The organism is Devosia sp. Root105 (assembly GCF_001424865.1).
Classification (GTDB): Bacteria; Pseudomonadota; Alphaproteobacteria; order Rhizobiales; family Devosiaceae; genus Devosia_A.
The window spans coordinates 978,846-999,866 of the sequence record NZ_LMCR01000001.1 but is presented as its reverse complement, the minus strand read 5'-3'; the positions used below and the strand labels follow the sequence as shown (position 1 = coordinate 999,866).

At 66.1% G+C, this 21,021-nt stretch carries 17 protein-coding genes and 1 riboswitch; of the genes, 10 read left to right on the top strand and 7 right to left on the bottom strand.

What is annotated here, in order from left to right; genetic code table 11:
* Nucleotides 1–2: 2 nt before the first annotated feature.
* Nucleotides 3–1,730 (top strand): glycoside hydrolase family 9 protein, encoded by a 1,728-nt coding sequence (locus ASC68_RS04725; protein ID WP_082527888.1) that lies wholly within the window; start codon nt 3–5, stop codon nt 1,728–1,730.
* 23 nt (nt 1,731–1,753) lie between these two features.
* Here ASC68_RS04725 and ASC68_RS04720 read toward each other — a convergent pair whose 3' ends face one another.
* The gene (locus ASC68_RS04720; RefSeq protein WP_055875437.1) at nt 1,754–2,809 is read right to left on the bottom strand and encodes an acyltransferase; all 1,056 of its coding nucleotides are present in this window, start codon (nt 2,807–2,809) and stop codon (nt 1,754–1,756) included.
* A gap of 220 nt (nt 2,810–3,029) precedes the next feature.
* Between ASC68_RS04720 and ASC68_RS04715 the strand changes: the two genes are divergently transcribed.
* From ASC68_RS04715 to ASC68_RS04705, 3 genes are all read left to right on the top strand, one after another.
* Nucleotides 3,030–3,725, top strand: coding sequence for an ABC transporter ATP-binding protein (locus ASC68_RS04715; RefSeq protein WP_055875434.1), 696 nt, complete (start codon nt 3,030–3,032; stop codon nt 3,723–3,725).
* Complete coding sequence (locus tag ASC68_RS04710; RefSeq protein WP_055875431.1) at nt 3,722–6,277, top strand: FtsX-like permease family protein; 2,556 nt, start codon at nt 3,722–3,724, stop codon at nt 6,275–6,277. Before ASC68_RS04715 ends, ASC68_RS04710 begins: the two co-directional genes overlap by 4 nt.
* Before the next feature lie 186 nt (nt 6,278–6,463).
* Complete coding sequence (locus tag ASC68_RS04705) at nt 6,464–7,072, top strand: hypothetical protein (RefSeq protein WP_055875428.1); 609 nt, start codon at nt 6,464–6,466, stop codon at nt 7,070–7,072.
* 170 nt (nt 7,073–7,242) lie between these two features.
* Here the strand turns inward: ASC68_RS04705 and ASC68_RS04700 are convergent, their stop codons facing one another.
* Both ASC68_RS04700 and ASC68_RS04695 read right to left on the bottom strand, forming a co-directional pair.
* Nucleotides 7,243–8,136 carry a PfkB family carbohydrate kinase gene (locus tag ASC68_RS04700; RefSeq protein ID WP_055875424.1) on the bottom strand — a complete coding sequence of 298 codons (894 nt, stop codon included), beginning with the start codon at nt 8,134–8,136 and terminating at the stop codon, nt 7,243–7,245.
* Nucleotides 8,133–9,056, bottom strand: coding sequence for a pseudouridine-5'-phosphate glycosidase (locus ASC68_RS04695; RefSeq protein WP_055875420.1), 924 nt, complete (start codon nt 9,054–9,056; stop codon nt 8,133–8,135). Before ASC68_RS04695 ends, ASC68_RS04700 begins: the two co-directional genes overlap by 4 nt.
* Before the next feature lie 562 nt (nt 9,057–9,618).
* Between ASC68_RS04695 and ASC68_RS04690 the strand changes: the two genes are divergently transcribed.
* From ASC68_RS04690 to ASC68_RS04670, 5 genes are all read left to right on the top strand, one after another.
* A complete protein-coding gene (locus ASC68_RS04690) occupies nt 9,619–10,722 on the top strand; it encodes a polyamine ABC transporter substrate-binding protein (protein ID WP_055875417.1) in 1,104 nt (367 codons plus the stop codon).
* A gap of 51 nt (nt 10,723–10,773) precedes the next feature.
* On the top strand, nt 10,774–11,922 hold the full coding sequence (gene potA, locus ASC68_RS04685; RefSeq protein ID WP_055875414.1) for a polyamine ABC transporter ATP-binding protein: 1,149 nt from the start codon (nt 10,774–10,776) through the stop codon (nt 11,920–11,922).
* Nucleotides 11,923–12,073: 151 nt separating this feature from the next.
* Entirely contained in the window at nt 12,074–13,030 is a 957-nt protein-coding gene (locus ASC68_RS04680) for an ABC transporter permease subunit (protein WP_055875411.1), read from the top strand.
* A complete protein-coding gene (locus ASC68_RS04675) occupies nt 13,031–13,840 on the top strand; it encodes an ABC transporter permease subunit (RefSeq protein WP_055875408.1) in 810 nt (269 codons plus the stop codon).
* Nucleotides 13,841–14,143: 303 nt separating this feature from the next.
* Nucleotides 14,144–14,295: riboswitch (FMN riboswitch) on the top strand.
* 112 nt (nt 14,296–14,407) lie between these two features.
* Complete coding sequence (locus ASC68_RS04670) at nt 14,408–15,391, top strand: DMT family transporter (protein ID WP_055875405.1); 984 nt, start codon at nt 14,408–14,410, stop codon at nt 15,389–15,391.
* Nucleotides 15,392–15,635: 244 nt separating this feature from the next.
* Here ASC68_RS04670 and ASC68_RS04665 read toward each other — a convergent pair whose 3' ends face one another.
* From ASC68_RS04665 to ASC68_RS04650, 4 genes are all read right to left on the bottom strand, one after another.
* Nucleotides 15,636–16,751, bottom strand: a complete 1,116-nt coding sequence (locus ASC68_RS04665) for a Gfo/Idh/MocA family oxidoreductase (protein WP_055875402.1) — start codon at nt 16,749–16,751, stop codon at nt 15,636–15,638.
* A gap of 246 nt (nt 16,752–16,997) precedes the next feature.
* Entirely contained in the window at nt 16,998–17,906 is a 909-nt protein-coding gene (locus ASC68_RS04660; RefSeq protein ID WP_055875398.1) for a sugar ABC transporter substrate-binding protein, read from the bottom strand.
* Between the two features lie 81 nt (nt 17,907–17,987).
* Nucleotides 17,988–19,001 (bottom strand): ABC transporter permease, encoded by a 1,014-nt coding sequence (locus ASC68_RS04655; protein ID WP_055875395.1) that lies wholly within the window; start codon nt 18,999–19,001, stop codon nt 17,988–17,990.
* 154 nt (nt 19,002–19,155) lie between these two features.
* The gene (locus ASC68_RS04650; RefSeq protein WP_055875392.1) at nt 19,156–19,932 is read right to left on the bottom strand and encodes an ATP-binding cassette domain-containing protein; all 777 of its coding nucleotides are present in this window, start codon (nt 19,930–19,932) and stop codon (nt 19,156–19,158) included.
* Nucleotides 19,933–20,174: 242 nt separating this feature from the next.
* Between ASC68_RS04650 and ASC68_RS04645 the strand changes: the two genes are divergently transcribed.
* Nucleotides 20,175–21,020: a MurR/RpiR family transcriptional regulator gene (locus ASC68_RS04645; RefSeq protein ID WP_156387234.1), complete on the top strand. Its 846-nt coding sequence runs from the start codon at nt 20,175–20,177 to the stop codon at nt 21,018–21,020.
* Nucleotide 21,021 lies beyond the last annotated feature (1 nt).

The following is a 21,021-nucleotide window of genomic DNA, read 5'->3' as shown; positions in this document are numbered from 1 at the left end:
GGATGAACCAGCTCCTGGCGATCAACGCCCAATACCCTCAGCTGTTTTCGAGCCGCGCCATCGCCACCAACCAGGTCGGCTACGAAGCCGCCGGCCCGAAATTCGCCGTCCTGGCGCTCGGCGACGGCCCCGGCTTCACTGCGCTCCGCCTGCGTGACGCAGCGACCGGCGAGCTCGTCTTCGAGACGACGCCCGACGCGGCCGCCGGCGTCGACCGCTGGAAGACCCAGCGCTGGCAAAGCGCCGAGTTCACCGCCTTCACCGGCACCGGCCGTTTCCTGCTCGAAGCCCTCGATGCCGCCGGCGCCCGCCTCGTCTCGGAGCCGTTCGAAATCGCCGAACAGCTCTACGCCGAGCGCTTCTCTAGTGCGCTGCTCGGCTATTTCCGGAGCCAGCGCACGGCGGAGCCTTACCTCGGCGCCGACCGCGCCATCGCCTTCATCGGCAACAAGCGCAACGCCCGTGTCGACGTGCATGGCGGCTGGTACGACGCCTCGGGCGACGTGTCGAAATATCTGAGCCATCTGAGCTACGCCAACTTCATGAACCCGCAGCAGACCCCGCTGGTGGTCTGGGCGCTGTCGAAGGCGGCGATCTGCCCGCATCTCGATACCAACCTCCACGCCGCCTTCCGTATGGAAGCGCTGTGGGGCGCCGATTTCTTGGTGCGCATGTGCGACCCCGCGGGCATGTTCTACATGACGGTGTTCGACCGCTGGTCGGGCGATACGGCGCAGCGCGAGATCTGCTCCTACTCCACCCAGAAGGGCCATAAGCACGACAGCTGGGAAGCCGGCTACCGGCAGGGCGGCGGCATGGCCATCGCCGCCCTCGCCCGTGCCGCGCGGCTCAGACAGGACGGCGAATTCACCGCCGCTGAGTATCTGGCGACCGCCGAGCGCGCCTTCGCCCACCTCGAGGTGCACAACCTCGCATACCTCGACAATGGCGAGGAAAACATCATCGACGATTACTGCGCGCTGCTCGCCGCCACCGAACTCAGCCGCTCCACCCACAAGCCCGAATACCTGGTGAAGGCCGGCGAACGCGCCACGAGCCTGCTCGACCGCCTGACCGGCGGCCATGGCTATGATGGCTGGTGGCGCGCCGACAACGACACCCGGCCGTTCTTCCACGCCTCCGACGAAGGCCTGCCGATTGCCGCCTTGGTGGATTACCTCGCCATCGCCCCCGAGGCCGATCGGCCGCGCGTCTCCGCCGCGCTCGGCAAGGTGGTCCGCCAGCTCGCCAAGATCACTGCCGAGGTGGCAAACCCCTTCGCCTACCCGCGCCAGCTGGTGAAGCGCAGCGATGGCGAGATCGGCACCCAGTTCTTCTACCCGCACGGAAATGACAGCGGCTATTGGTGGCAGGGCGAGAACGCCCGCCTCGGCAGCCTCGCCTACGCGCTGCGCCGCGCCATGCCGCATGTCGATGCCGAAGCCGCCGAGCTTGCGCGCGTGCAGTCGCAGCGGACGCTGGACTGGATCCTCGGCCTCAACCCCTACCACGCCTCGATGCTGCAGGGTTTTGGCCGCAACTGGGCGATTTACGGACCCGCCAAGTTCCCCAATGCCGATGGCGGCATCTGCAACGGCATCACCTCCTCGCTTTCAGACGAAACCGATATCGGCTTCTGCGAGACCGAGGACCCGTTCCAATCCTGGCGCTGGAGCGAGCAATGGCTCCCGCACGCCGCCTGGTTCCTTCTCGCGATGACCGAGTACTGAGCCACCCGAGCTGGCGGCCGGCGCTACTGCGCCGGCACCGCCGCGCGCACTGCCGCCGGCCGCTTGTGCAGCATCCGCAGCAGCGGCTTTTCGATGCGTTCGTGGACGATCACTCCGGCGAGCAGCGCCAGGCCGATCGCTGCGGCGACCATGCCGAAATAGCTGAGCGGACCATCCGGCAGCAGGCGCGTTCCGACCCCGACGACCGCCCCGACCACGAACATGTGCACCAGGTAGGTGGCGTAAGAGGCATCTCCGAGCCTCTCCAGCCAGGCGCTGCGCGGTAGTACCGCCTCGCGCACCAGCCCCAGCACCAGCAGCGCCACCGCCAGGATGACCAGCGCCACGAAGACCGGCGCCGTCTCATGGGGAGTCTGGTCGAGCCCGAACGCCATGACCGTCGCAACGACGGCCAACCCCACCAGCCCCAGCATCGCCGGGCTCGGCAACCGCGCGAACACGCCCTTGATCTGTCCGAGGCCCACCCAGGCGCCGGCAACGAAGGCCAGCACCGCATGGGTCATGTAGAAGCTGAGCAGCGGATCGGTCGGCTTGAGCGTCGCGCCGGTCACGTAGAGCACCACGAATGCGATCGTCAGCGTCAGCACCCGTCCGGTTGCCGCCAGCGCGGCCAGCAGCGCGAATGCCAGGTAGAAGAACACCTCGTAGTTCAGCGTCCAACCCAGGCTCAGCAATGGGCTGGTGCCGCCACGCCCCGGCGCCTCGTGCGGGATGAACAGCATCGACTGCACATAGTGCGGCAACGTGAACACCGTGCTCTTGAACAGCGTCGGCACCAGCAGCGCCAGCAGCGCCGCGAGCGTGGTGAAGATCCAGTACAGCGGCACGATGCGGATCGCCCGGCGCTTCAGGAATTCCAGCGCCGAGAACGGCCCCGAACCCGAGATCGCCACCATGATGAAGCCGCTGATCACGAAGAACAGATAGACCCCGAACTGGCCCAGCCGCAGTTGCAGGTAGGTCGGGTCTGCCAGCGGATGGGCCGAGGCATGCGCGATCACCACCAGCAATGCCGCGAGGCCGCGCAGGTACTGGACCGAGTAGAGCTTGCCAGCCATCCGGGTAACCTTTCGTTTACCCTCTGCCATAGCATTCCCGCCGCCCCGCCCAAGCCCTCGTCGCGCGCTACGGTTAAGATGGCGGCGCAAACCTCGTCACAGCTGCGGCACCGCCGGAACCCGAAGGCCGCGCCATGGATTAGTCCCTCGCCAGGCCTTTCCATTGAACGGCAGCGGCGACACACTATGTGCTTGTGAATACCAGCAAACCGGCCGTCCCATGCCCGCTCCCGTCGTCGATGCCAAAGGCATCAACCTGCATCTGAAGAGCGGCGCCACTTCGCTGCACATCCTTAGGGATGTCGACCTCAGCCTCGCCGCCGGCGAAGTGACAGCGATCGTCGGCCCGTCGGGTAGCGGCAAGACCTCGCTGCTGATGGTGCTGTCCGGCCTCGAACAGGCGAGTTCGGGCGCCATCACCGTCGCCGGCACCGATATCGCCAGGCTCAATGAAGACCAGCTCGCCATCTTCCGGCGCAATGCGCTGGGCATCCTGTTCCAGAACTTCCACCTCATCCCGTCGCTGACCGCGCTCGAGAATGTTGCCCTTACCCTCGAGATCGCCGAGCCGTCGCTGCCCTGGGCCGAAATCCAGAGCCGCGCCGCTGCCGCGCTCGGCGATGTCGGCCTCGCCGGCCGCCTGACCCATCTGCCGAGCGCCCTTTCAGGCGGCGAGCAGCAGCGGGTCGGCCTCGCCCGCGCCATCGTCGGCAACCCCAAACTGCTGCTGGCGGACGAGCCCACCGGCAACCTCGATCAGGAAACCGGCGCCCATGTCATCGAGCTGATGTTCGGCATCGCCCGCGAGCGCGGCACCGCCATCCTGTTGATCACCCACGATCCCTCGCTGGCCAGGAAGGCCGACCGCCAGTTGCGCATGAACGAGGGCCATCTCAGCGAGCGGGTGCCGGCGTGAACACTGCGGCCGCGACCCTGCGCGGCTGGCTGCGGGTGGCGCTGAAAGACCTGCGCGGCGACCTCCGCCGTTTCACCATCCTGCTTGCCTGCCTGGCGCTCGGCGTCGGCACCATCACCCTTGTCGGCTCGGTCGGCGCGGCGCTGCAATCGGCGCTGCTGCGCGATGCCCGCACCCTGCTGGGGGGCGATATCGAGGCCCAGCTCTCCTATCGCGCCGCCAACCCGGAGGAGCGGCAGGCTTTCGCAGGGCTCGGCAAGCTCGGCGAAGTCGTCGAGGTGATGGGCCGCGCCGATGCGGGCGAGCAGAACAGCTTCCTCGCCATCCGCGCCGTCGATGCCAACTATCCGCTGATCGGCAGCGTCACCGTCAAGGATACCGACGCCCCGCTGCCCTCGCTCCTCGCCCCTCGCGCCGACGGCAGCTTCGGTCTCGTCGCCGATCAGTTGCTGCTCGATCGCCTGGGCCTGAAGCTTGGCGACCAGCTCACCATCAGCGATGCCACGTTTACCCTCACCGGCATTATCGGCACCGAGCCCGACCGCATCACCGCCGGCCTGCAGTTCGGCCTCCCCGTGCTGATGTCGGTCGATGCGCTCAACGCCACCGGCATCCTGGCGCCCGGCGTCCTCGCCAGCTACCGCTACAAGATCCTGCTCAATGGCACCGATCCCGATGCCGCGATGCAATCGATCGAGACCAGCTTCCCCAAAGCCGGCTGGAAGCTCGCCGGACCCAAGGACGCCACGGCCGATCTCGCGCGCTTCTTCGACATGTTCGCCCGCTTCCTCACCATCGTCGGGCTGTCCTCGCTGCTGGTCGGCGGGCTCGGCGTCTCCAACGCGATTTCGGCCTATGTCACCGAACGCCAGCGTTCCATCGCCACCATGAAGGCGCTCGGCGCCACCGGTCCGCGCATCCTCGTCCACTTCCTGACCCAGGTGATGCTGCTCACCCTCGCCGGCATCGTTCTGGGCCTCTTGCTCGGCACGCTCCTCACCATGGTGCTGCTGCCCATTCTCGGTGGCCTGCTCGGCCTCGGGCTGCCGCCGGTGGTCGACATTGTTACGCTGTGGACCGCCGCCGGCTTCGGCGCCCTCACCGGCTTCGCTTTCGGCTACCTGCCGCTGCGCCGCGCCGAGAAGCTGAAACCAGCACTGCTGTTCCGTTCCGCCGGCTCGGCCGTCGAAGGCGGGCTCGATTGGCGCGATGTGCTGAAGCCCGGCCTGTGGCTGCCGCTCGGCGTCGCCGCCGCCGGCATCTATGCGCTGGCCGCCCTCACCACCGGCCGCCCGCTGCTGGTGCTGTGGTACGCCATTGGCGTCCTCGGCGCCTTCCTCGTGCTGCGCGGCGCCGCCTGGCTGCTGCAACGCGGCCTGAAGCTGATCCCGCCGCTCGGGAACGCCGCGCTCCGCAACGCTATCAAGTCGATCTGGCGCCCCGGCGCCCCGGCCCCGGTGGTCATCCTGTCGCTCGGGCTCGGCCTCGCCTTGCTGCTGCTCATTGCGCTGATCGACGGGAACCTCCGCCACCAGCTCGCCCGCGAGTCGATCCCCAACGCCCCGAGCTTCGTCTTCATGGACCTGTTCGAGGACGAGGTGGACGCACTGAAAGAGTTCTCGGTGGGCGACAAATCGGTCGAGAGCTTCGCCTCGCTGCCGATGGTCACCGGCGCCATCGAAGCGATCAACGACACGCCGATCGCTGAGCTCAACCGCAAGCCGCCGGCCGAATTCGCCTTCGTGCTCGAGGGTGAAATCCCGCTCTCCGCTTCCGACACCCTGCCCGACCAATCGACCATCACCGAGGGCAGCTGGTGGCCGCCCAACTTCATCGGCACGCCGGAGGTCTCGGTGTTCCAGCGCCTCAAGGAACCGCTCGGCCTGAAGCTCGGCGACGTCCTCACCTTCCGCGTCTTCGGCGAAGAGGTGAAGGCCAAGATCGGCAGCTTCCGCGATTACGCCTGGCGCTCGGGCAGTGTGAACTTCGGCTTCGTGCTGTCGCCCAACGCCTTCGCCGATTTCCCGCTGAGCTATCTAGGGCTGCTCAAGGCCGTGCCGGGCGAGGAAACGGCGGTGCAGCAGCGCCTCGTCGCCGGCTTCCCCGAGCTGTTGTTCCTGCCGGTCGGCGAGGCGCTCGAAACCTTTGCCGCCATCCTCGCCAATGTCACCACCGCGGTCGAGGTGATCGGCGGCCTCGCGGTGGTCAGCGGCGTGCTGGTGCTCGCCGGCGCCATGGCCGCCGGCCGGAAGCAACGCGAATCCGACGCCGTGGTGATGAAGGTGCTCGGCGCCACCCGCGGCGACGTGCTGCGCGCCTACCTCGTCGAATACGGCCTGCTCGGCCTCCTCGCCGCGGTGCTCGCGGCGTTGCTTGGCCTCGCTGGCACCTGGGCCTTTGTCGAGTTCGTGCTGGAGATCGACTTCTGGGCCGATCCGTCGCTGCTGCTCTGGGTCACTGCGGGCACCATCGCGCTCGCCATCGCCGTCGGCATGCTCACCACCTGGTCGGCGCTTTCCACCCGCCCCGCGAGCTTCCTGCGCGAGGAGTAACGGGCATAGGCCTTGAGCCTGACTGCTGACCCACCCACCGGGGTCATTCCCCGCGAAAGCGGGAACCTCTGTTCTCTTGGCCGTTGCACCATCGCAAACGGAGATCCCCGCGTTCGCGGGGATGACACCGTGGGTGGTGCAGTTCGTCCGTGAAATGCTTTAGCGTCGCGCCAAACGGAGATTTCCATGCGCCGACTGCTCTTCGCCCTGACCCTGCTGCTCACGCCCGCACTACAAGCCGCCGAACCGCAGATCGACGAAGTGCGCGCCGCCTGGGACGCCTGCTCGAAGCTGCTGGAAACCGCCCCGAACGACTGGACCGGTTGGCGCCGCAATTTCGATGGCGGCTATGCCGACCATTTCGAGTTCCACGATGGCGGCGACGACGCCCCCTCGGTGCTGGTGCAGACCTGGCTGATCGATGCCATCGCCACCCAGACCGACACCTCGTGCTACCGCCCCGACGGCAGCCTTGCCTTCATCTATTCCGAGATGGTCTCGCCCAACGTGGCCGAGGGCGCCACCGGCCCCGCCCTCACTCGGGAAGGCCGGCTCTACTTCGCTCCCGACGGCCACCTGCTGCGGCTATTGAAGCGCATCACCGAAGCCGGCAAGGAAGTCGCCGCGATCGACAACGCGCAGTACCAGCTCGCCCGCGGCTGCGGCCTCACCGCCCCGCACGCCACGGTGGATGACGTCCGCTCGCATCTGATCGCCGAACTCGGCGACATCGAAGGCACGCGCGGCAAATATGTGCAGGAGCCGCTGGATTGGTGCGGGATGGAAGTGGAGTAGCTGCACAGGCCGGTGCGAGCGGACCCCCACCCCTGTCCCCTCCCCCTCAAGAAGGGGGAGGGAGACGTCAGCCTCGATTCCGGTGGGAGGGTCTCCCTCCCCTTGTTTAGGGGGAGGGGACAGGGGTGGGGGTCCACAGCCACCAGCCCATCGGCATGAACCGCAACACCCTAGTCCGGCTGCCCACCCACCTTGGTCACCGCCGCCGACCCCGCCTCGATCCCCCGCCTCAGGCAGGTCTCGAGATCGACGCCGCGCAATTCCGCCGAAACGAACGCCGCGGCGAACGCATCGCCCGCTCCGGTCGTATCGACCACCTTCACTGCCGGCGCCGGCAGCTTCAGCTTGACGCCCGAGGCATCACCCACTGCCGCGCCGCCAGCTCCGAGCTTGACCACCACCCGCCCGTAGTTCGGCCCGAGTACCCGCATCTGCGTCTCGAGATCGTCGCTGCCGGCCAGCGCCACCGCCTCGTCGGCATTGGCGAACAGCGTCGAGAACCCCTTGGTCCACTCGAGGAACTTGTCGGCCCCGACCTCCTCGACAAACCCCACGGACGCCGCATCCACCGCCACCGGGATGCCGCGCGATTGCGCCTCGCCGGCCATCCAGCGCGCCGCATGGCGCGGCTTTTCCGCAAACAGCGAATAGCCGGAAACCAGCACGTAGCGCGTCTCTTCGAGCAGCCACACCGGCATATCGGAATGCGACAGATCGAGGTTCGCCCCGCGATCGGTGAGGAAACTCCGCTCGCCGCCCGCATCGACGATGACCACCAGGATGCCCGACGGCTTGACCGGATCGGCGATCAGCACCGGATCGACATGGAAACCCCGCAGATACGCCTCGAGATGCGGCTTGTCGCGCGCCCCGACGCGGGCGACAAAGCTGACCGGCGTACCCATCGACCCCAGCCACACCGCCTGGTTGGCGCCCGAGCCGCCCGGGCGCTGGGTGATCTGCGCGCGCCGGTCCGAGCCGCGCACCAGCGGGCCCTCCGGGATCACGATGACATCGGTCATCACATCGCCGATGACGATGACCCGGCCGGTGCTGTCGCTCATTTGTTGAGCTTGGCCAGCGCCACCGCGATTTCGGCCGCGACGCGCGCATTGTTCTCGACCAGCGCGATATTGGCGACCAGACTCTTGCCGTCGGTCAATTCGAAGATGCGCTTCAGCAGGAACGGCGTCAGCTCCTTGCGGCTCACCCCTTCCTTTTCGGCGCCCTTGATCGCCTCGTTGATCCGGCCCTCGATCTCATCCTTGTCGAGCGCCGCGCTCTCGGGGATCGGGTTGGCGACCAGCACGCCGCCCAGCCCGAGCGCGAACTGCAGCGCGATCACCTTGGCCGCGTCCTTGCCGCTTTCCACCCGATGATCGACCTTGCCGCCCGACTGGCGGGCCCAGAACGCCGGGAAATCCGCAGTCTGGAAACCCAGCACCGGCACGCCCTTGCTCTCCAGCACTTCCAGGGTCTTGGGAATATCGAGGATCGACTTGGCCCCGGCGCACACCACCGCCACCTGGGTGCGGCCGAGCTCCTCGAGATCGGCCGAGATATCGAAGGTGGTCTCGGCGCCGCGATGCACGCCGCCAATGCCGCCGGTGGCGAACACCTGGATGCCGGCGGCTTCCGCCGCCATCATCGTCGTTGCCACCGTCGTGCCCGCCACCTCGCCCGATGCCAGCAATGCCGCCACGTCGCGGCGCGACGCCTTGGCAGCCTTGCCGCCGGTCTGCGCCAGTCGCTCGAGATCCTTGGCCGTGACGCCGACCTTGAACTTGCCGTCCATGATGGCGATCGTTGCCGGCACCGCGCCGTGCTTTTCGATCACCGCCTCGACATTCTGCGCCATCTCGAGATTCTGCGGGTAGGGCATGCCATGCGTGATGATGGTGGATTCGAGCGCCACCACCGGCTGGCCGGCGTCGAGCGCCTTCTTGACCGCGGGCGAGATGGACAGGTGCTTCTTGAGGCTCACGAGGCTTGCTCTTTCGGAAAGGACTTTTGCCCTTCCCTTGAACCGAAAACCGCCCGAGTTCAACTCCCCGGCCCCGGGCGCCAATCCCGTCCCTGTGGCGGCGCGTCGCATCCCGACTTTGTGGCCCGCCGCGCGGGGCTCCGATGCCCCTAAGACCCTTGCCCGACGTCGGATTTGCCACTAGGTTTCAGCCCGGCTGGAAGGCCTGTCGCGAGGGGTCACGTCACTGCTTACCGTCATTGTTGATCCGGAGCCTCCGCCGGATCGATGGGCGCCCGGCTCCGGGCACATTGCGAACCCGAATTCTCCCGGCGCGACACCCGCGCTGCTTGGCCTACCCTCCCGCGCACCCGCTCCCCGACATAGTCGTCACCTTAGAGTGAGATCAGGAAAAGTTCTGAGACTTTTCAGTTCGATCGCGCGACAGAACACGACATCCGCACCAATACATCGCTATTCGCCGGGCCTTGCGCCCACGATCCGTCAACCGGCGCCCGCACGCGTCCGGACTATGAGGCAATGACCGCTGGCCACCCGCGGTACTGATCAAGGAGAGACCACCATGCACAAACCGATGCTCATCGCCAAAATTACCGTTGCCCTGGGAGCGCTGCTCATCGCAGCGCCGGCCCTGGCACAGGACAATGTCGTCAACATCTACAACTGGTCCGACTACATTGCCGAAGACACCATCGCCAATTTCGAAGCCGAAACGGGCATCAAGGTGAACTACGACGTCTACGACAATAACGAGATCGTCGACGCCAAGCTCCTCGCCGGCAATTCCGGCTACGACATCGTCGTGCCCTCGGGCAATTTCCTCGAGCGCCAGATCAAGGCCGGCCTGATCCTGCCGCTCGACAAGTCGAAGCTGACCAACCTCGGCAACCTCGACCCGGCCGTGATGGCGACCGCCGCCTCGCAGGATCCGGACAACGCCCACGGCGTGCCCTATATGATCAACACCATCGGGCTCGGCTACAACGTCGCCAAGGTGCAGGCGGCGCTCGGTGACGGAGCGCCGATCGATAGCTGGGACCTGCTGTTCAAGCCCGAGGTGGTCGCCAAGCTCAAGGATTGCGGCGTCGCCGTGCTCGACAGCCCGTCGGAAGTCACCGGCATTGCGCTGCACTATCTCGGCCTCGACCCGAACTCCGAGAGCGAGGAAGACCTGGCCAAGGCCGAAGCGCTGCTGACCAGCATCAAGCCGTCGATCCGCTACTTCCACTCGAGCCAGTACATCGACGATCTCGGCAACGGCGAAATCTGCCTGGCGCTCGGCTATTCGGGCGACATCTTCATTGCGTCCGACGCTGCCGCACAGGCCGCCCAGGGCAACGAGGTCAAGTACCTGATCCCCAAGGAAGGCGCCGCGACACTGTTCGACTTCCTCGCCATCCCGGTCGACGCACCGCACCCGGATAACGCCCTGAAGTTCATCAACTACATCCTTGAGCCCAAGGTCGTGGCGGCGATCACCAACTACGTGTTCTACGCCAACCCGAACCTGCCCGCGCTGGAGTTCGTAAACGAGGAAGTGAAGTCGAATCCGGGCATCTATCCGCCGGCCGAGACTATCGCCAAGGCCTTCGTGATGAAGGCGCACTCGCCTGAGTTCGAAGAGGTCTTGACCCGGACCTGGACCCGCATCAAAACCGGTCTGTAATCTCCTTCAGGGGGCGGTCCCACAACCGCCCCCTTCCTCATCAGGTGCCGCATGGCCAAGAAGCCGCAGCTCGCCATCGACACGCGCCCCTGGCGCGATCCGTCGGCCAAGCCGTTTGTGCGCATTCGCAACGTCTCGAAGAAGTTCGGCGACGTCTCGGCGGTGCATGAAGTGTCGCTCGATATCTACAAATCCGAGCTGTTCTGCCTGCTCGGCGGCTCGGGCTCGGGCAAATCGACGCTGCTGCGCATGCTGGCCGGCTTCGAGCAGCCGACCTCCGGCACCATCGAAATCGACGGCCAGGACATGACCGCCGTGCCGCCCTACCAGCGGCCGGTCAACATGATGTTCCAGTCCTACGCGCTGTTCCCGCATATGAACGTCGAGCAGAACATCGCCTATGGCCTGAAGCGCGATAACATGCCGCGCAGCGAGATCGCCGATCGCGTCGCCGAGCTCTTGAGCCTCGTGAAACTCCAGGATTACGGCAAGCGCAAGCCGAACCAGCTGTCGGGCGGCCAGCGCCAACGCGTCGCCCTCGCCCGCTCGCTGGCCAAGCGGCCAAAACTCCTCCTGCTCGACGAGCCGCTCGGCGCGCTCGACAAGAAGCTGCGCGAGGAAACCCAGTTCGAACTGGTCAAGATCCAGGAATCGCTCGGCGTCACCTTCATCGTCGTCACCCACGACCAGGAAGAGGCGATGACGCTGGCCACCCGTATCGGGGTGATGAACCAGGGCGAGATCGCCATGATCGGCGAACCGCACGACATCTACGAATTCCCCAACTCGCGCTTCGTCGCGAGCTTCATCGGCTCGGCCAACATGGTCGAGGGCATCGTCACCGAGGATGAGCCGGACCATGTCCGCATCCGCTCGCCTGAGCTTGGTTGCGACATCTATGTCGGCCACGGCGTCGACTGCGCTCCCGACCAGATCCTGTGGTGGGCCATCCGCCCCGAGAAGATGACGCTGAGCCGCGAGAAGCCCGAGGCGCTGAACGGCGCCAACGTCACCAAGGGCGTGGTCGAGGATATCGGCTATCTGGGCGATATGAGCGTCTACCAGTTGCTGCTCGACAGCGGCAAACGCATCCGAGTCAGCCAGACCAACACGGCCCGCGGCAACCCTGACGCCATCACTTGGGAAGAGCAGGTCTACGTCACCTGGGGCGACAGCTCCGGCTCGGTGCTGACGGTATGAGCGGGGCAGGGTTCCAGCTTTGCCACCCCCACGGAGTCATTCCCGCGAAAGCGGGAACCTCTGTTTGCGGTGGTCGCGGCCAAACGAAGATCCCAGCTTCCGCGGGGATGACGCGGTGCGCATTGCGCAACCGCGAAGGGGACCTTCACCCATGACCCTCACCGGCAACCAGCTGCCGCCGCCGCGCCGCCTGCGGCCCTGGAGCGGGCTGGAGCGCCGGCTGCGCGATGTCGGCATTTCCGGCCGCACCCTGGTAATCGCTGCGCCGGCGATCTGGCTGACCGTGTTCTTCCTCGTCCCGCTGTTCGTGGTGTTCGGCATCTCGCTCGCCACCAAGCAGTTTGGCCGCCCGCCCTATTCGCCGCTGCTCACCACCGAAGGCGGCACCGTGCAGCTGACGCTGCACCTTTCCAATTACCTGAAACTCTTCACCGATCCGCTCTATGTCGCGGCTTACCTGAGCTCGATCCGCATCGCGCTGATCGCCACGATCATCACTCTCTTCATCGGCTACCCGATGGCCTATGCCATCGCCCGCGCCCCGGACAAATGGCGCAACATCCTGTTGATGCTGGTGATCCTGCCGTTCTGGACCTCGTTCCTGCTGCGCGTCTATGCGCTCAGTGGCTTCATGCGCGGCAACGGCGTGATCAACCAGATCCTCGCCGTATTCGGCATCGAGCCGCTGGTGATGATGCAGACCGATTTCGCCGTCTATGTCGGCATCGTCTACACCTACCTGCCGTTCATGATCCTGCCGCTCTATACGACGCTGGTGAAGCTCGACGCGTCACTGCTCGAGGCCTCGGCCGATCTCGGCTCGCGCCCGTGGCAGACCTTCCTGTCGGTCACCCTGCCGCTGTCGCTGCCCGGCATCATCGCCGGCTCCATGCTGGTGTTCATCCCGGCGATCGGCGAGTTCGTCATTCCCTCGCTGCTCGGCGGTCCGGAAACGCTGATGATCGGCCGCGTGCTGTGGGACGAGTTCTTCGGCGCCACCAACTGGCCGCGCGCTGCGGCAGTCGCCGTCGCCATGCTGGTGGTCGTCGTCATTCCCATCCTGCTGCTGCAGAAGGCGCAGGATGCCGTGGTCGAGAAGGGCAAGTAGATGCGGCGCGGCTGGTTCCTTCCCATCGCGGCAACCCTCGGTTTTGCCTTCCTCTATCTGCCGATCATCTCGCTGGTGGTGTTCTCGTTCAACGAGAGCAAGCTGGTCACCGTCTGGTCGGGCTTTTCGACCAAATGGTATGGCGAACTGTTCGCCGACGAGCAGATGCTGGGCGCCGCCTGGCTGAGCCTGCGCATCGCGTTCTTCTCCGCCAGCTTCGCCCTGGTGCTTGGCACCCTTTGCGCCGTGGCCTTGGTGCGCTTCAAGCGCTTCCGCGGCCGCACCGTGCTCGCCGGCACCGTCTCGGCCCCGCTGGTGATGCCGGATGTGATCACCGGCCTCGCGCTGCTGCTCTTGTTCGTCGGCATGGAATCGACGCTCGGCTGGCCGGCCGGCCGCGGCATCGTCACCATCATCATCGCCCACACCACCTTCTGCATGGCCTACATCACCGTGGTGGTGCAGTCCCGCCTCTCCGATCTCGACTTGAGCCTCGAGGAAGCGGCGATGGACCTCGGCGCGACGCCGTTTCGGGTGTTCTTCGACATCACCCTGCCGATCATCGCCCCGGCTCTGGTCTCCGGCTGGCTGCTCGGCTTCACCCTGTCGCTCGACGACCTGGTGATCGCGAGCTTCGTCTCCGGCCCCGGCTCGTCGACCCTGCCCATGGTGATCTTTTCCAAGATCAAGCTCGGCGTCTCCCCCGACGTCAACGCGCTCGCCACCATTATCATCGGCGTCGTGGCGCTCGGCGTCGTCGCCGCGACGATCATCGGCCTGCGCGGCAGCAGCAAGGTGAAGCGAGCCTGACGACGTAAAGGCGACCCTCCCTTCTCCCCTCAGGGGAGAAGGTGGCCGAAGGCCGGTTGAGGGGTGAAGCGTCGCAACGCGCGCTCGCTGAGAAACTGAACCCCTCACCCAAGTTCCGCTACGGACCTTCGGTCCGAGCTCCACTACCCTCTCCCCTCTAAGGGGGCGCGAGAGCGCCCCCGAGGGAGAGGGGGCACCTCCACTCGGCGCCGAGCGCGTGCGCCCCCAGTTTCGTCTTTGTGCCTGCTTGCGCCGACGCCCCGTGAGGTCTATGTGAGCCTCTGTCAGCCGAGCAATCGGCCGGCAAGTTCTCAGGGCGGGGTGCAATTCCCCACCGGCGGTAGATGGGTCGAAAGCCCAAAGCCCGCGAGCGCCTTGTGGTTCACCCCACAGGGGTCAGCAGATCCGGTGTAACTCCGGAGCCGACGGTATAGTCCGGATGAAAGAGAACGGGATTTACGCTGGCTCTGCCGGCGCGGCCCCTCATTTCGGAGGGTTTCCGCGTCGCCATTCCCCATCGCGATTCCCCGTAACCCTGAGGAAACAGGCTACGGAAAGGATCGATCGATGAGCCAGGTTTCCTCGACTACCAAGTCCGCCGCTGCAAGCGGCGCCACCTTCATGCTGGTTGCCGCCTTCGCGTTCGCCGGCTCCAACGTGCTGCAATCCGTCCTGCCCACCCCGGTCGAATATGGCGGCTTCGGCATGGCCTCGACCGGCATGGTGTTCTGGCAATACCTGATCGCCGGCGTGCTCAGCCTGCCGCTGATCTTCCGCATCGGCATCGACAAGCTCCGCACCAGCCACCCGCTGGCGCACGAGATCCGCGCCTTCGTCTCGGCGCTCGGCGCGCATGTCTTCGTCTATGGTTTCGCCTCGGGCGTACCGATCTGGCAGATGGTGACCCTCCTCGCCGCCGGCCCGCTGTTCATCATCCTCGGTTCGACCGTCTTTCTTGGCGAGCGTGCCTCAGCCGCCCGTCTCGTCGCGGCGCTGGTCGGCTTCACCGGCGCCATCATCGTCTCCGGTATCGGCAGCGAAAGCCTCGGCTGGCACACCCTGATCCCGATCGTCGCCGCGGCGCTCTGGGCCACCACGGACGTCTTGACCAAGTACCTGACGCTGAAGGGCGAGAGCCCGGAAACGCTGACCATCTCGTTGCTGGTGCTGGTCACCCCGAACCACCTGCTGATCCTGCTCGCCGTCAACGCACTCGGCTGGCTGGCGCCGACGGTGCTGCCGGCCGGCCTCGCCACCGGCTTTCCATTCGCTCTCCCCAGCGGCGATGGCCTCTGGCTGCTGTTGCTGCTCGGCGTGCTCACCGGCGTGGCGCAATACCTGATGGCCTTCGCCTACCGGGCGGCCGACGCGACGTATCTGCAGCCCTTCGCCGACCTCAAGGTGCCGCTCAGCGCCCTGGTCGGCTGGATCGCCCTCGGCCAGGTGCCGTCGGTCTGGTTCTGGCCCGGCGCGGCGCTGATCGTCGCCGCCTCGGTGTTCATCTACTGGGTCGAAAGCCGCAACCGCACCGCGACCCTCGCCACCGCCTGAGGCCGCTGCACGCCCTCAGGCTCCCCGGGGCCGCCGTGACTGCGGCCTCGGGACTCAATCTCGCAGTCAGGCCTTCTCCCCTTGTGGGAGAAGGTGGCCGAAGGCCGGATGAGGGGTCCCGCAGCCAAGGGCTGCGCGATCGGAGCGTAGCGACGAGCGACTGAGCGCGCGGAGAGATACCCCTCATCCGCCCTTCGGGCACCTTCTCCCACAAGGGGAGAAGGCGATAGCCGCGCTATCCCGGTCAGACCGCCACCCACCGCCCCTCGCGGTGCGACTGCGCCATCGCATGCACCGCCCGCTCGATTTCGAGCCCTTTGTCGAACCCGACGATCTGCCCCCCGGTGTCGCCGCCGATGGCCTTCAGCAGCTCGTGGCACTCGATGATCTTCAGCTCGTTGAATCCCAGTCCATGCCCCGGTGCCGGAATGAACCGGTCATAGGGCGCATGCACCGGCGCGGTGAGGATGGTGCGAAAACCCTGCTCCGCTGCAGGATCACTGGCTTGAAACAGCTGGAACTCGTTCATGCGCTCCTGGTCGTAGGCGATGGTGCCGTTCGAACCAAAGATCTGCACCGCGATCCGGCCCTTCCGCCCCCAGGCCGAACGATCGAGCGCCATCACCCCGGACGCGCCGTTCCTGAGCTCCAGCAGCACCGAAGCAATATCCCAGGTCTCGACCTTCCGCCGCCCGCCATCCCGGCTCGGCCGGTCGGCATAGGGCATGGAAAGCTGCGCCATCACCCGCGCAACGCCGCCGAACAGGAACTGCATCAGGCTCAGCGGGTGGACACCGAAATCGTCGAGCGCGCCATAGCCGGACGAGGCCTCGCTCTTCCAGTAGAACAGCGCCTCGGGGTCGGCCATGAAGTCCTCGTCCATCTCGAAGCGCACATGGCTCACCGTGCCGATGGCGCCCGCCTCGAGCAGCTTTCTGATGTGCCGGATCACCGGGTTCTGGATGTAGTTGTAGCCGAGCGCCGTGACCTTACCCGACGCCCGCGCCGCCGCGACCATCCGCTCCGCCTCGGCAAACCCTACTGCCATCGGCTTCTCGCACCAGACGTGCTTGCCGGCCTCGAGCGCCGCGATCGCCATCTCGGCATGAAAGGCGTTGGGCGTCGTCACCGACACCACTTCGACCTCCGGGTCGGCGATCAGCGCCCGCCAGTCCGAGGTGGATTTCTCGAACCCGAACTCCTCGGCCCGCCGCGCCGCCAGCTCCGGCGACACCTCCGCCAGATGCACCAGCCGCGGCTTCGGCCCATCGCCGAACACCGGTTTCACCCCGTTCCAGGCCAGCGCATGGCACTTGCCCATATAGCCCGTACCGATCAGGCCGACGCCGATGCTGGTCATTCTTCACTCCGTGCGTGGGGCCACCCCCACCCTTGATCCCTCCCCACAAGGGGACGCGGTAGCGCCCTGTGGGGAGGGAGACGTCTACTGCACTCTCGGTTCTCGCGCCCTCCCTCCCCCTTGTGGGGAGGGTAGAGCAGCTAGGCGAAGCTAGGGTGGGGGTGGGCCACAGACACCCTGCCCACCCCCAAGAAAAACGCCCGAAGCCCTTGCGGACCCCGGGCGCCAGGCGCTCTGGAGGAGAGCTTACTTGTAGTCCGCGGCATTGTCCTTGGTGACCAGCACCGTGCCGGTGTCGATCCACGGCTCGAGTGTCTTGCCGGCCTTGAGGTCGACCAGCGCCTGGATGCCGAAGCCGCCCATATTGCCGGGGGCCTGGGCCACCGAGGCGGTCATCTCGCCGGCAAGGATCGAGGCCGCAGCGTCCGGGTTGGCGTCGAAGCCGACCACCATCACATCGGCGAGCTTGGCCGCCGCCTTCAGTGCTTCCACGGCGCCCAGCGCCATGTTGTCGTTCGAGCCGAAGATGCCCTTGATGTTGGGGTTGCCGGCGAGGATGTTCTCGGTCACCGACAGGCCCTTGGCGCGGTCCCACTCCGCGGTCTGCTCAGCCACCACTTTGAGGCCGCAAGCCTCGAGGCCCTTCTTCGAGCCCTCGGCGCGCGCCTGGCCGGTCGACTGGCTGACGAGGCCCTGGAGGATCGCCACGTCCGAGCCGGCAGGCAGGTTCTTGCACATGAAATCGGCGGCAAGAGCGGCGCCCACTTCGTTGTTGGTGCCGATGAAGGTAACGCCCTCATTGGTGCCGCGGGTATCGACGAACACCACCGGGATGCCGGCGGCCTTGGCCGCATCCACCACCGGAGCGAGCGCGTTCGGATCGGTCGGCGCCAATGCGATGCCGTCCACCTTCTGGGCGATCAGGTCTTCGATCTGGGTGATCTGCGCCTGCACATCGGACTCGGCCGGCGGCGCCACGACGATCACTTCGACACCCAGCTCGGCGGCTTTGGCCTTGGCGCCGGCTTCCACCGCCGCCCAGAACGGATTGCCGGCGCCCGGGCCCTTCATGCCCAAGACGTAGGCGGCATTGGCCGAACCGGCCATGGCGAGCAGCGCACTCAGCGCAACACCCGTAAGCAGCAGTTTTTTCATGGGTTTGGTCCTCCCTGAACCATTGATGTCCCCGTTCCCTTTGGACGCCGGCCGGGAGACACGGCCGGCGCCAAGTTCCTCCTAGCGACGGACGGCAGCGCGCCGCCGTAGCACGTCGATATAGACGGCGATGATGATCACCAGACCGATCAGGATCTGCTGCCAGAACGCCGAGACATTGTTGATGTTGAGCCCATTGCGCAGGATGCCCATGATCAAGACGCCCGCCAGCACCCCGAGCACCGTGCCGCGCCCGCCGAAAAACGAGGCGCCGCCGATGATCACTGCCGCGATCGCATCGAGCTCGATACCGATGCCGGCATTGGGGAAGCCGCTATCGGTGCGCCCGGCGAGCAGCAGGCCCGACAGCCCGGCCATGAAGCCCGAGATCATGTAGACCACCACCAGGGTGCGATCGACATTGATGCCCGAGACCCGCGCCGCGTGCGGATTGCCGCCGATGGCGAAGATGTGCCGGCCCATATTGGTCTTCTCGAGGAAGAACCACAGCCCAATCGCGCAGACCGCCACGAGGAGCATGCTGGCCGGAATGCCCGCCGGCGGCGCCATGCCGAAGCCGAAATAGGCCTGCCCGATAAAGCGCACCTCCGGCTGCAGGCCCGAAATCGGCGCGCCATTGGAGATCAGGTAAGTGAGGCCGCGCGCCACGTTCAGCGTGCCCAGCGTCATGATGAACGGGTGCGGCAGCTTCAGCACGGTGAGGCCGACACCGTTCACCCAGCCGACGAGCAGCCCGATGGCGGGCCCGATCAACAGGACGATCGGCCACGGCACCCCGGCCTTCGAGGCAACCGCCAGGCAGACCATCGAGAGACCCATGATCGAGCCGACGCTCAGATCGATGCCGGCGGTGACGATCACCACATACATGCCGAGCGCCAGGAGCGCCAAAGAGGCATTCTGTTTCAGGATATTGGTGAGGTTCTGTGCCGAGAGGAACACCTCTGGCTTGATGACGGCGAGCACCAGCATCATCACCACGACGACGAGGATGATGCCGTAGACCTCGAGAAATTTCGACATGCCGGGGCCGCGCAGCGAGAAGCCGGCTTTGGTGGCGGGAGTGTCGCTCATGACGCCGCTCCCACTGAACGACCAGCTGTCCGCTGGGTCATCCCCGCGAAAGCGGGGACCTCTGTTTTGGTGCCCGTGGCAAGATCGCAAACGGAGGTTCCCGCTTTCGCGGGAATGACACCGTGGGTGGGGGACGTGTGAAGCATGATCCCCCTCAATGCATGTTGTCATGGGCGAGGGTCGCGGTGTGACCCTTGGTGCCCATGATCCAGCCGATGACCTCGTTGCGCGAGGTCTGCGTCAGCTCCGCCTCGGCGAAATTGGTGCCCTGGTAGAGCGCCATCACCCGGTCGCAGCAGTAAAAGATATCGTCCATGCGGTGCGAGATGATGATCACCGCCACCCCGTGCTCCTTGAGCGAGCGCACCAGGTCGAGCACCTTGCCCACTTCCTTGATGGCGAGCGCTGCGGTCGGTTCGTCCATGATCACCAGCTTGGCGTCGAACGCAGTGGCGCGGGCAATGGCGACGGCCTGCCGCTGCCCGCCCGAGAGATCCTCGGTGTTCTGCTCCACCGATTTGACGTGAATGTGCAGCCGGTCGAGGTGATCGGTCGCCATCTGCCGCGACCGCTTGTGGTCGACGATGGTCAGCGGCCCGAACTTGGTGCCGGGCTCCCGGCCGAGATAAATGTTCTCGTAGATCGGCATGTTCCCGGCGAGCGCGAAGTCCTGGTAGACCATCTCGATGCCGAGCTTCTGGGCGTCCTTGGGGCTGGAGAACTTCACCGGCGCGCCGTTGAACACCAGCTCACCCTCCGATGGGGTGAACAGGCCAGAGAGGATCTTCATCAGCGTGGATTTGCCGGCGCCATTGTCGCCGACCACGCCAAGCACCTCACCTGGCGCCACGTGAAAGTTCACGTCGCGCAGCGCCGTGATGGCGCCGAAATACTTCGATATGCCCTTGGCTTCGAGCAGCATGGCCGCCATGTGCTTCGGTCCTCCCCGACCTTAGCTGCAGCCCGTTCTCGTTGAATGGAACGTCTAGTGCTGCATTCCCTGTTGATGGAATGTTTATTCCATTCTACGGTGGATCGTCAAGCACGGCGTGTTCCAAATTCGGCAGTGTTCAAACCAGGAACGTTGGAAAACCCTGCTGGCGCCGGCAGAAGTTCATGGACTTTGGCCGTGCTTTTGTTGGACTTTGCGACGGCACCCGCTATGAGGCCGGAATGGACGACGGGGATATCAAGCTGGACGATGCCGTGCCGCGGGATTTTCCCGCGCTGCGCGCGCTGATCGCTGCCCGCGCGCCCACCTTGCCACGCCGGCTGACCCAGGTGGCGAGCTTCGCTCTCGACAACCCCGACGACATCGCCTTCGGCACCGCGGCCAGCGTCGCGCAGCGCTCCGGCGTGCAACCCTCGACCCTGGTGCGCTTCAGCCAGGCCCTTGGCTATCAAGGCTTTTCCGACCTGCAGGAAGTGTTCCGGGCCCGCCTGCGCGATCGCGTGCCGAGTTACGAGGAGCGGCTGAAGCAGCTGCGGGAGCATGGCGGCTCATCGAAGAGCGGCCTGTTGCTGCAGGGCTTTGCCGACGCGGCCGAGCGCTCGGTTGCCGACCTCCGCCTCAAGCTCGACCCCGAAACCCTCGATGCGGCGGTCGAGATCCTCGCCAAGGCCGAGACGATCTACCTCGTCGGTCTCCGCCGCTCGTTCCCGATCACCAGCTACATGGCCTATGCCATGGGCAAGCTAGGGATCCGCAACCTGCTGGTCGATGGCATTGCCGGGCTGGGCGCCGAACAGATCGGCTTCATCTCGCCCCGCGATGCGGTGCTCGCCATCAGCTTCACCCCCTATGCCAGCGAGACGGTGAACCTCGCCCATGCGGCGAAGGCGCGTCACGCCAAGGTGGTGTCGATCACCGACTCGATCTTCTCACCGATCGCCCCGATCGCCGACGCCTGGCTGGAGATCGTCGAAGCGGATTTCGAGGGCTTCCGCTCGATGGCGGCGACCATGGCGCTGGCGATGACCTTGACCGTCGCGGTGGCCAGCCGGCGGGGTGAGAAGTAAC

Coding starts and splice junctions, on each gene's coding strand:
- ASC68_RS04650 (WP_055875392.1), bottom strand. CDS start 19,932: ATGGCGGCCATGCTGCTCGAAGCCAAGGGCATATCGAAGTATTTCGGC.
- ASC68_RS04670 (WP_055875405.1), top strand. CDS start 14,408: ATGAGCCAGGTTTCCTCGACTACCAAGTCCGCCGCTGCAAGCGGCGCC.
- ASC68_RS04675 (WP_055875408.1), top strand. CDS start 13,031: ATGCGGCGCGGCTGGTTCCTTCCCATCGCGGCAACCCTCGGTTTTGCC.
- ASC68_RS04660 (WP_055875398.1), bottom strand. CDS start 17,906: ATGAAAAAACTGCTGCTTACGGGTGTTGCGCTGAGTGCGCTGCTCGCC.
- potA (WP_055875414.1), top strand. CDS start 10,774: ATGGCCAAGAAGCCGCAGCTCGCCATCGACACGCGCCCCTGGCGCGAT.
- ASC68_RS04690 (WP_055875417.1), top strand. CDS start 9,619: ATGCACAAACCGATGCTCATCGCCAAAATTACCGTTGCCCTGGGAGCG.
- ASC68_RS04715 (WP_055875434.1), top strand. CDS start 3,030: ATGCCCGCTCCCGTCGTCGATGCCAAAGGCATCAACCTGCATCTGAAG.
- ASC68_RS04700 (WP_055875424.1), bottom strand. CDS start 8,136: ATGAGCGACAGCACCGGCCGGGTCATCGTCATCGGCGATGTGATGACC.
- ASC68_RS04665 (WP_055875402.1), bottom strand. CDS start 16,751: ATGACCAGCATCGGCGTCGGCCTGATCGGTACGGGCTATATGGGCAAG.
- ASC68_RS04720 (WP_055875437.1), bottom strand. CDS start 2,809: ATGGCTGGCAAGCTCTACTCGGTCCAGTACCTGCGCGGCCTCGCGGCA.
- ASC68_RS04655 (WP_055875395.1), bottom strand. CDS start 19,001: ATGAGCGACACTCCCGCCACCAAAGCCGGCTTCTCGCTGCGCGGCCCC.
- ASC68_RS04680 (WP_055875411.1), top strand. CDS start 12,074: ATGACCCTCACCGGCAACCAGCTGCCGCCGCCGCGCCGCCTGCGGCCC.
- ASC68_RS04725 (WP_082527888.1), top strand. CDS start 3: ATGAACCAGCTCCTGGCGATCAACGCCCAATACCCTCAGCTGTTTTCG.
- ASC68_RS04645 (WP_156387234.1), top strand. CDS start 20,175: ATGGACGACGGGGATATCAAGCTGGACGATGCCGTGCCGCGGGATTTT.
- ASC68_RS04705 (WP_055875428.1), top strand. CDS start 6,464: ATGCGCCGACTGCTCTTCGCCCTGACCCTGCTGCTCACGCCCGCACTA.